This window comes from Micrococcus sp. MS-ASIII-49 (assembly GCF_000946635.1).
Taxonomy (GTDB): Bacteria; Actinomycetota; Actinomycetes; order Actinomycetales; family Micrococcaceae; genus Micrococcus; species Micrococcus luteus.
Map to the genome: position 1 here is coordinate 1 of NZ_JXSP01000026.1, position 360 is coordinate 360.

The window sequence follows — 360 nt, forward strand, 5'->3', positions numbered from 1 at the left end:
CCGCCCGCCGTCGTCGGACCGCCCCCGAAGGAGAGCCATGACCGCCCTCGCCGACCGCCCCCTCCCCGCCACCGGCGCGCCCGCCGTCCCCCCCGGCCTGCCCCACGTGGACCTGCTGCGCCTGCGGGACCGCCTCGAACCGGTCGAGCGTGCCCGGCTCGACGCGATCGAGGACCACCTGCAGACCCGCGTGCGGCCACACCTGACCCGCTACTGGGACGCCGAGGAGTTCGCGTTCGACCTGCTGCCGGGCCTGGCCGAGCTGGGTCTGGGGCGCCTCGTCCTGGACGGCTCGTCCTCGCTGTTCCAGCAGCTCGTGCACGCGGAGATCGCCCGTGTGGACCTGTCCCTGTCCGCCCT

The 360-nt window shown here is 75.6% G+C and carries 1 pseudogene; it reads left to right on the forward strand.

The window, feature by feature from the left end:
* Positions 1-37: 37 nt before the first annotated feature.
* Positions 38-360 (forward strand): annotated as a pseudogene (locus tag SJ20_RS01635) (acyl-CoA dehydrogenase); the annotation flags it as partial.